Here is an 8,959-nt window from a genome sequence, read left to right as displayed (position 1 = left end):
CTGCCCGCGCACTGGCAGGAGAAGGCCGCGGCGCTCATCTCCTGCGCCGAGGTCGCAGCCGCCGGCCCGCGGCTGTACGGCTCGGCCGCCATCGAGATCGTGACCGGCGAGCCGTGCATCGGGCCGGCGTCCGATCTCGATCTGCTTCTCGCGCCGAGCACCTGGGCACGAGCCGGCAGGGTTGCCGCGGCGCTGACGGCGCTCGACGCCTGCGCGGGACCGCGCCTGGACGGCGAGATCGTCAGCCCCGCGGGGGCGGCGGTGGCCTGGCGCGAACTCGCGACGCAGCCCCCGCAGATTCTCGTGAAAGGCCAAGGGCACGTCGGCCTCATGAGTACGGCGGCGTTCGCGCGCGGGTTCGCGGCACTCGCCCAGGCGGCCTGACTTGAAAAGCGCACACGCCTCAGCGCGGTTCGGCGCCCTGGCGTGCGAAGCGCTGGAATTCGAACTGGCGCTGGCGCCGAAGCCCGGTCTCGTGACGCCCGTCGATCGCGGCAGTCACGCCGACATGGACCACCGCACCTTCCGTGCGAGCATCGCTGCGCTGCGGCCGTACTTCGTCGACTGCGCCCGTCTCGGTGCGCGGGGCGCACCCTTCGCCGCGCTGCAGGCGCGCGGCCTCACGGCTGAAGGCGAGATGTTCGCAGCGACCGGCGTCAACACCCACAAGGGGGCGATCTTCACGCTCGGTCTGCTGGTGGCGGCGGCCGCCGCCGAGTACGCCGAAGCGGGCGCTGTCGATGGCGCTGCGCTCGGTCGCGTCGTGCGCCGGCGCTGGGCCAGCGGGCTCTCGCAAGGGCCGGACTCGCGCTACACGAGCAACGGCGTGCTCGCCCTTCGGTTGCACGGCATTCCCGGCGCGCGAGAGCACGCCGCGGCCGGCTTCCCCGTGCTGTTCGCCGTCACCCTGCCGGCGCTGCGACAGGCCTTCGAGCGCGGCGCAGACGCACGCCGTGCCGGCGTGCACGCCCTCCTGTCGACGATGGCGGTCCTGCCGGACACCAATCTGGTTCATCGCGGCGGTCCATCGGGCCTCGCCTGGGTGCAGGCGTCGAGCGAGGGTTTCGTCGCTGCAGGCAGCGTCTTCAACGCGGACTGGGAAGCCCGTCTTCGCGGCCTGGCGGACGAGTTCGTCGGGCGCTGGTTGAGCCCCGGGGGCGCGGCCGACCTGCTGGCAGCGGGCTGGCTGCTCCACCGGTTGGGCGAGGCATTCCCCGCCGTGCACGAGAACGAATGCGCCGTGGACGCCGGCGCCGGCTTGCGGGTCTGAGACGATGGGGCTCTGCCTGCTCTGTCCGGGACAGGGAAGTCAGTCCCCGGACATGTTCGCACGGCTGCTCGGCGACGCCCTGGTTGCGCCGCACGTCGCGCGTCTCGCCCGCGGCATGGACGGGGATGCGCTGGCGGTCGCCGCCGATCCCCGGCAGTGCTTCGAGAACCGTCACGCGCAGCCGCTCGTATGTCTGTTCGCGCTGAGCGTCGCGGCGGCGCTGCGCGAGTTAGATGTCGAGCCCGACCTCGTCGCCGGCTACAGCGTGGGCGAGCTTGCCGCCTATGGTGTCGCCGGCGCGCTGCCGGCCGAAGACGTCGTCGCCGCTGCTGCAGCCCGGGCGCGGGCGATGGATGCCTGCGCCGCCCGCGGCAGCGGAATGCTGGCAGTGCGCGGCGTGCGGCGCGCCGAGATCGAAGCCCGCGCGGCTGCGCACGCACTGCACATCGCCATCCGCAACGGTGACGATCACGTCATCGTCGCCGGTGTTCGGCCAAACCTCGCCGCGCTCGCCGACGAACTCGGGCGGCATAGCGGCGCCCACGTAGTGAACCTCCCGATCACCGTGCCCGCCCACAGCCCGCTGCTGCAGCCGGCGGTCGATCCGTTTCGCGCGGTGCTGCAGGGGCTCCCCTGGCAGCGCACGCCGGTGCCGGTGATTGCCGGCATCGACGCGAGCATCGTGCGTGATTCGGGCTGCGCGATCGATACGCTAAGCCGACAGGTCGCCGCGACCATCGAATGGGCGCGCGTGACCGATGTCGCCGTGGAGTTGGGCGCCAGCGTCTTCTTCGAGCTCGGGCCGGGCAACGCGCTCGTCCGCATGCTATGCGATCGGCATCGAGGCGTGCCGGCACGTTCCGCTGCGGATTTCGTGAGCGTCGGCGGCGCGGTGTCGTGGCTGCGGCACCACCTGCCGTAGGGCAGTCAGTCCGCGCCGTCCGCGCTCGTGGGTCCGTGCTGCCCCAGATTGCGCATTTGCGCGAAGCGGTGCAATCTCTTAACCTCGCCCGCCCGGGCTATGCCAGCGTACTTGGATGGAGGGCACGCGCATCGAGCGAGGAGCCATGGGTTTCGAAAGCAACGAGGACACTGCCGGGCAGCTCGGCGGGGTGCGCCGCCCGGCGGCCCCGTTGGCGGAACTCGATCTGCGGATGCTGGGCAATCTCCTGGCGCACCTCGACGGCGTCGTGTACCGCTGTCGCACGGATGAGCACTGGACCACGGAGTTCGCCAGTGCGGGGGCGCTCAATCTGTTCGGTTGCCGGCCCGAAGAGCTGATCGGGAAACCACGACTGACCGGCGACGCACCGATGCTGGTCGAGGAGCGCTCGCGCGTGCGCACGGAAGTGATGGCGGCACTGCGTGCGCGCCGCCGCTTCTTTCTCGAGTACCGCGTGATGACGCGCGCCGGGGTGGTCAAGTGGGTGGCCGACCGCGGCACCGGTGTCTTCGACGCGCGCGGCAAGCTCGCCTGGATCGAGGGGTTCGTCGAGGACGTCACCGAGCGGCGGCTGGCGCAGGAGGCCCTGCGTGTTGCCGAGGAGCGCTATCGGAGCATCTTCGAGCACGCCGTCGACGGCATCTTTCAGATCTCTCCGGATGGCCGGTACGTGCGCGTCAACCCGGCGCTCGCGCGCACTCTCGGTTACGACTCGCCGCAGGAGCTTCTGGCGGCGGTCGTGTCGCTCGACCGGCTGTACGTCGAGCCGGGGCGGCGCGAGGAATTCATCCACGCCGTACGCGGGCGCGGCACCGTGAACAATTTCGAGTCGCGCATGTACCGCAAGGACGGCAGCATGCTCTGGGTGTCCGAGAGCGCCCACACGGTGTGTGATGCGCAGGGAGAAGTGCTGTTCGTCGAGGGCACGGTGAAGGACATCACCGACAGCAGGCTCTTCGAGCAGCAGCTGTTGCACCAGTCGAACCACGACCTGCTCACCGGCCTGCCCAACCGCTCGCTCCTGCGCGACCGTCTGGATCAGGCACTGCGTCAGGCGGAGCGCTATCAGCTGGCGGTGGCGGTGGCGATGATGGACCTCGACCTGTTCAAGCTCATCAACGACAGCCTCGGACACAACGCCGGCGATGCGCTATTGAAGAGCGTGGCGGAGCGCCTGTGCGCAGTCGTGCGCGACTACGACACCGTGGCGCGGCACGGCGGCGACGAGTTCGCGCTGGTCATTTCGGGGCTGCCCGGTCATGGACAACTGGCGGAGCAGATGCGCCGCATCCTGGCCGCGGTGTCCGGGCCGTGGTCCTACCGTGACACGGAGTACAGCACGACGTGCAGCATCGGGGTGAGCATTTATCCGCGCGACGGCACCGATGGCGACACGCTGCTCAAGAACGCGGATGCCGCGATGTTCCGGGCGAAGGAGGCGGGACGCAACAATTTCCAGTTCTACACACCCGATATGGGTTCCAGGTTCACCGCCTGCCTGCAGACGCAGGGCAATCTGCGTCGCGCCCTCGACCGCAACGAGTTCCGTCTGCACTATCAACCCAAGCTCGCACTCGACAGCGGCCGCATGATCGGGCTGGAGGCGCTCATCCGCTGGGACTTTCCCGGTGAAGGCATCATCGGGCCGAACCGCTTCGTCCCCATTGCCGAGGAAACCGGATTCATCGTTCCGATCGGCGAATGGGTGCTGCGCACGGCGTGCAGTCAGTTGAAGGCGCTGCAGGCGGACGGATTTCCGCCGCTGGTGGTGTCGGTCAACATGTCACCGGTACAGTTCAGGCAGACCGGTCTTGCCGAGACCGTGGCGCGCATCCTCGGCGAGACCGGTCTCGACGCCGCATATCTTGAGCTCGAGGTGACCGAGAGCCTCGCCATGCACGACGCGTCCAAGTTCATCGACGAGTTGCAGGCGTTGAAGGATCTCGGCATCCAGCTCGCGATCGACGACTTCGGCACCGGCTATTCCAGCCTCAACTATCTCAAGCGTTTTCCCATCGACCGGCTCAAGATCGACAAGTCGTTCGTCTGCGACATCGATCACGACGCCGATGACGCCGCGATCGTCAAGGCCGTCATTACGCTCGGTCACAGCCTCAATCTGAAGGTGCTGGCAGAGGGTGTGGAAAGTGCCCAGCAGCTGGCGTTCCTGCGCGCCAACCGCTGTGACGAGGTGCAGGGCTTCTACTTCTGCCATCCGCTGCCGATGGAGGAGATCCGGCGGCTGCACAAGCTCCCGATGTCCTCGGCGGACTGAACCGCCAGGCCACTCAAGGTCTGGCGTTCGACAGGCTCCGCCACAGCGCGAGAGCCGCGATGGCGATGAAGAACAACAGCGCCCACTCGGCAATCGAGAGGTGGAGGAAGAGCCAGTCGCGCTTGGAGCAGTCGCCGGTGCCGCTGAAAAGTGCCGGCAACAGCTGCGCGAGCGGCGTGGTATCGATCAGGAAGTCGAAGTCCGCCCCGCATTCCTGAATGGCGGGCGGGAAGTGCTGCAGCCACGACTGCCGCGCAGCGACGATGGTGCCTGCCAGCGCGAGTATCGTGACTGCGAGACCGGCACCGATGCGCGCGGCTGGTCGCCGGGCCCCGAACAGCGCGGCGAGCAGTGCCACGGCGCCGATCCCGATGAAAAGAATGCGCTGCAGGACGCACAGCGGACACGGTTCCAGCCCGAGGCTGTGCTGCAGGTACAGGCCGAATCCCACGAGCGCTGTACAGACTGTGAAGAGGGCAGCGAAGAACGCGCGCGAGGGAAGGGGAAAGCGGGGCATAAGGCAAGGACAGGCAGGAAAACCGATTATACCGGCGCTGCAGGGCGGATGCCGCGAGATCTCGGGTTGGCTGCGCAGCGGCGGAATCGGAAGGACGAACGCGATGGCCTTCCTGGGCCCGATCCCAGTATCATCCCTTGAGATGCCGGCAAATTCAGACAAGACCCACCCCCGGGCGCCCGGCATCTGCGTCCAGTAACCCATTCGACGAAAGCGCTGGCCGCCTGGAGCGAGAGGAACATGCGCACCCGCAAGCGTCTGCTCATCACCGGCTGCGGCCGCAGCGGCACGAAGTACGTGACCCATCTCCTGCGCCGTCTCGGCCTCGACGTGCCGCACGAGCGCATGGGTGCGGACGGCATCGCATCGTGGGCCATGGCGGTCGATGCCGACGCGGTGGTGTGGGGCGTGTCACCCCGCGATTATGATTTCGAGCACGTCTTCCATCAGGTGCGGGACCCGCGGGAGGTCATCGCATCGGCCACGACGTTCAAGCCTCGCTCGTGGGATTTCATCTGCGCGCACACGCCGGTTCCAGCGGACGATCCCGTCGTGCTGCGTGCGGCCAAGTACTGGTATTACTGGAACCTCGAAGCCGAGAAGATCGCCGGGTGGTGCTATCGAATCGACGCTCTCGCGGACGTCTTCGAGGAGTTCTGCGCGCGGCTGCACCTCACCCCGGATCGCGACGTTCTCGCGCAGGTGGATCCGGACGTCAACACGCGCCGGCGGGGCAGGGCCTTTCATCTGTACGAAGAACTGTGTGAACGGCTGCGGCTCGACACGAGCGCATTCCTCAAGCGTCGACTGACGGGAGCATCGCGCACCGAAGGTCCTGCGATTCCTTCGTGGCGGGATCTGCATGCACTAGACCCTGAACTGACGGCCTACATCCGCCACAAGGCGCACGAATATGGATACGAGGCCTAGCACCGCGCGTGCGCCAGGCGCTCAGGCGCCCGACAGCACCGCATCTCGTGCGCTGCGGGTGCTGATCGTCGTCGAGAACATGAGCTACACCTACGACACGCGCGTGCAGAAGATCGCGCGCACGCTGGAGCGCGCCGGCCATCGCGTCACCGTGATCTGTCCGCGCTACCCCGGAGACCCGCTGAAGGCGTCGCACGGGAGCATTTCGGTTTCCTTCTTTCCCATGCCGCGACTGCCGGGCGGTGCCGTGGGACATGCGCTCGAGTACGCCTACAGCTTTGCAGCGGTCTTGCTCCTGTCCTGCGCGGCGTTCGTAAAGACGCGCTTCGACGCCATTCACATCTGCAATCCGCCCGACATTTTCTTCCCCGTCGGCGGGCTGTATCGACTGCTCGGCCGCCGCTTCGTGTTCGACCAGCACGATCTGTGTCCGGAGCTCTCGCAGGTCCGCTACGGTCGCCGGCGCTGGCTGTACCGCATGGCATTGCTCCTGGAGCGGCTCACCTATCGCGCTGCCGATCATGTGCTGGTGACGAGCGAAAGCGGCCGCCAGTGCGCAATCACGCGCGGCGGCGTGCGCGCCGAGCGCCTCACGCTGGTCCTGAACGGACCCGACCTCTCGCGTCTGCCCGAGGCGATGGAAGCCGACGCGCGCGACCTGGTCGAGGTCGGGTACGTCGGCGACATGAATCCGCAGGACGGGATCGACAATCTCCTGCAGGCGGCCGCGCGCATCCGCTGGACCCGGCAGCGCCGCGACGTGCGTTTCGTGCTCGTCGGTGACGGCAGTGCCTACCCGGCCCTGCGCGACCTGGCAGCGCGCCTGCACCTCGCCGACAGCGTCGAGTTCACCGGACGCCTGGCACCGCGCGAGGCCATGCAGCGTCTCGCCGCCTGCGACCTGTGCGTGATACCCGACCCCAAGAACGAGTTCACCGATTCGTGTGTCATGGTGAAATCGCTCGAGTACATGGCGCTGGGCAAGCCGATCGTGGCGTTCGAGTTGAACGAGACGCGGACCATCTGCGGCGAGGCGGCGCTCTATGCACTGGAAGGCGACATCGACGGGTTGGCGCAGCATATCCTGCGGCTCGCGGACGACCCGGCCTTGCGACAGCGTCTGGGAGAGATCGGACGCCACAAGATCGAGAGCGAGCTCGCCTGGACCTACTGTGAGCGGGAACTCCTGCGCGCCTACGAGGGCGTCGGCTGCAATGCGTCCTGATCCGATGAACTCGCGACCGGCAGAGCGGAGAGCCTGATGCAGCGGCCCGTGTTCGTCTTTGGTGTCTCCGGCGCGACATGGGAGATCATCGATGACCTGCTGGCGCAGGGACGTCTGCCGAACCTGCAGCGGCTGCAGGCGGAGGGATGCCGTGCCACGCTGCTTTCCGTGCGCGTCCGCGGCGACGAGCATTACCGGCCGCAGGTCGCGTGGGCGACGATGGCGACCGGCTGCAGTCCGCAACGCCACGGCATCACGCGCTACTACCACACGGCCGATGATCTGCGCGAACCGAGTCTCTGGCGGATGTTCGAGCGCCAAGGCGAACGCGTCGGCGTCTACGGGTGGCCGCTCGACTGGCCACCCGGCGAGACCGACGGGTTCATCGTCCCTTCGCACTGGGCACGCGACGCGCAGACGTGGCCGCCGGAACTTGCCGCCATCAAGGCGCTGGACCGGGAGCAGCAGGACACCGAGCGCGAGCACGGGCGACGCTTCTCACCCGCACGGCCGTTGCGTCTAGCGCGCACCCTCGCGCGCTTCGGCGTGCGGGCACCGACCATGGGCTTGCTCGCGCGCACGGTGCTGCAGGCGGCGGCGACGCGGGATGCGGAGCAGCGCGCACTGCTGCTTCGGCACGCCAAGATCGAGCTCTCCGCCGACATCTTCACCCATCTCTGCACCCGTTATCGTCCGGGCTTCCGCAGCTTCCACACGTTTCTCGTCGATTTCGTGTGCCATCGCTATTGGCGCTATTTCGAGCCGCAGCGCTTCCCCGCGACCGATCCGCAGCTCGTGGCGCGCTTCGGTGACGCCGTCGCGGAAGCGTACGTGCACACCGACCGCATCCTCGGTCGCCTGCTCACAGAGCTCCCGCCGCACGCGGTGGTGGCGGTCGCCTCCGAGCACGGCATGGCGGCGGAACCGGTTTCGGCCGAGCTCGGCGGCTGGCGTTATCTCATCCGCGGCGCCCGTCTGGTGGAACTCGTCGGCCTCGAAGCGGACGTCGTCCCCTGCCCGGTGGCCCGTTGGGTGGCCCTGCGCGCGCGGGCCGATCGCGCGCTGCCGCCGCAGACCGCGGAGCGCGTGCGCGGGATCATCGTCGCGGAAACCGGCCTGCCCCTGTTTCAGGTGCACGAGCACGGCGCTGACGAGGTGGTCGTCAAGTTCAATCTGGATGCGGCGGTGGCCCGTTATCGAACGGGGGACATCGAGTCGCTCAGCGTCTGCTTCGGCCAGCGTCGCGTTCCTTTCACGCACATCGGCAGACGCCTCGGGCGGGCGCGTTCGGCGATGCACGACGAGCGCGGCATCCTGGTACTGCATGGCGACGGCATCAGGCGCGGCGCGCGCCTGCCCGACTGCCGGCTGGTCGATGTGGCGCCCACGCTGCTGCAGGCGGCAGGTCTGCCGGTGCCGACCGGTCTGGACGGCAGCGTGCTGGACGTGTTCGAGCGGCGGACGGACGCGCGCAATGCGTGCGCGGCTGCGTAGCGCATGACCGGACGGACGCGTCACGGGCGGTGGCAGCGCGGCGGTGATCTCGTGCCGCCGAACCACTGATTCGACAGCGCGGACCGGGGAAGCCCCATCATCGCCTTGTTCGCGGCCTTGGCGGCCTGCGTCATCTGGTCGTGCCTGCTCTTCGCCCGCGGCGGCTTCTGGCGTGCGCGCGAGCGCGACGACGCTCCCGCGGCGGCGCCGGCCGCGTCCGAGGAGTGGCCGGCGGTGGTTGCCATCGTGCCGGCCCGCGACGAGGCTCCCCTCGTCGCCGAGACTCTGGGCTCGCTGCTGCGGCA

At 68.5% G+C, this 8,959-nt stretch carries 9 protein-coding genes; 8 read left to right on the top strand and 1 reads right to left on the bottom strand.

The window, feature by feature from the left end:
- The 4 genes from JNK68_14450 to JNK68_14435 form a co-directional block, all read left to right on the top strand.
- A partial coding sequence (locus JNK68_14450) for a hypothetical protein (GenBank protein MBL8541544.1) occupies positions 1-384 on the top strand: 384 nt, incomplete at its 5' end.
- A 1-nt stretch (position 385) separates the two neighbouring features.
- The gene (locus JNK68_14445) at positions 386-1,270 is read left to right on the top strand and encodes a triphosphoribosyl-dephospho-CoA synthase (GenBank protein MBL8541543.1); all 885 of its coding nucleotides are present in this window, start codon (positions 386-388) and stop codon (positions 1,268-1,270) included.
- A gap of 4 nt (positions 1,271-1,274) precedes the next feature.
- Positions 1,275-2,192, top strand: coding sequence for an acyltransferase domain-containing protein (locus JNK68_14440; GenBank protein ID MBL8541542.1), 918 nt, complete (start codon positions 1,275-1,277; stop codon positions 2,190-2,192).
- A 145-nt stretch (positions 2,193-2,337) separates the two neighbouring features.
- Entirely contained in the window at positions 2,338-4,488 is a 2,151-nt protein-coding gene (locus tag JNK68_14435) for an EAL domain-containing protein (GenBank protein MBL8541541.1), read from the top strand.
- Between the two features lie 13 nt (positions 4,489-4,501).
- Here JNK68_14435 and JNK68_14430 read toward each other — a convergent pair whose 3' ends face one another.
- Entirely contained in the window at positions 4,502-5,005 is a 504-nt protein-coding gene (locus JNK68_14430) for a disulfide bond formation protein B (protein ID MBL8541540.1), read from the bottom strand.
- Positions 5,006-5,245: 240 nt separating this feature from the next.
- On the opposite strand from JNK68_14430, the gene JNK68_14425 reads away from it, so the two are divergent.
- The 4 genes from JNK68_14425 to JNK68_14410 all read left to right on the top strand — a co-directional run.
- The gene (locus JNK68_14425) at positions 5,246-5,935 is read left to right on the top strand and encodes a hypothetical protein (protein ID MBL8541539.1); all 690 of its coding nucleotides are present in this window, start codon (positions 5,246-5,248) and stop codon (positions 5,933-5,935) included.
- A complete protein-coding gene (locus tag JNK68_14420) occupies positions 5,919-7,160 on the top strand; it encodes a glycosyltransferase family 4 protein (GenBank protein ID MBL8541538.1) in 1,242 nt (413 codons plus the stop codon). Before JNK68_14425 ends, JNK68_14420 begins: the two co-directional genes overlap by 17 nt.
- Before the next feature lie 36 nt (positions 7,161-7,196).
- Positions 7,197-8,654, top strand: a complete 1,458-nt coding sequence (locus JNK68_14415; protein MBL8541537.1) for an alkaline phosphatase family protein — start codon at positions 7,197-7,199, stop codon at positions 8,652-8,654.
- 105 nt (positions 8,655-8,759) lie between these two features.
- A partial coding sequence (locus JNK68_14410; GenBank protein ID MBL8541536.1) for a glycosyl transferase family 2 occupies positions 8,760-8,959 on the top strand: 200 nt, incomplete at its 3' end.

This window comes from Betaproteobacteria bacterium (genome assembly GCA_016791345.1).
In the GTDB taxonomy this organism is placed as follows: Bacteria; Pseudomonadota; Gammaproteobacteria; order Burkholderiales; family JAEUMW01; genus JAEUMW01.
This window is presented reverse-complemented; position numbering and strand designations above follow the sequence as displayed.